1 protein-coding gene is annotated in these 591 nt (G+C 37.4%); it reads right to left on the bottom strand.

Annotated features, from left to right (window positions below):
- Positions 1 to 380: 380 nt before the first annotated feature.
- Positions 381 to 591: hypothetical protein (locus AC1DUW_RS31955; protein WP_477644595.1), on the bottom strand; the 211-nt coding region annotated here is incomplete at its 5' end.

Here is a 591-nt window from a genome sequence, read left to right as displayed (position 1 = left end):
GGTTAGCATAACTGGCCTCCACCCCTTGGATAGGCATGACGAAGGAATGAGAGGGCAATTGACCCGTTGAGACATGGGAGGGAAAGCCTCCAGGGGCGGCGTGGAGATGTGTATTTTATGGTAAAATATGGAGTGGTAGCTGACTCCTTTATTTAACTATGCCTTCACGAAGCCTAACTGATCTGAACTCATTTCATTTACCCGTAAGTCTAATTACAAGGGTTATGAAATCCTGCGAATAAGTGAGCATTCGAGAGATATTCGCATCAAACTGAGAGAGTTGAAGAATGGTTTTTACTCTTATTTAACAATTATGCATATTGTCAAGGATGTAGTTTAGGATTACTAGTGATGAACCGTACCATAAGTAAATGAGGTTTTTAGTATGGTCGGAAGACACCTTCAACAAAGAAAGCTAGCCAAGGGCTGGCTTTTTTTTCAGTAAATAGATCTGTGCCTAATAACTCCTCGAATATTCTTGTATTAAATATAGTTTCAAAGGTGTTTACATCTCGATTTATTATATTACTATGAATGTTTACTTGTAGTAATTTGTGATATTTAATCCAATCAAGTAGTAATATATCATTC

Source organism: Peribacillus sp. P4_C12 (genome assembly GCF_056402095.1).
The sequence above is the reverse complement of the archived record's forward strand: the minus strand, read 5'-3'. Positions and strand labels throughout refer to the sequence as shown.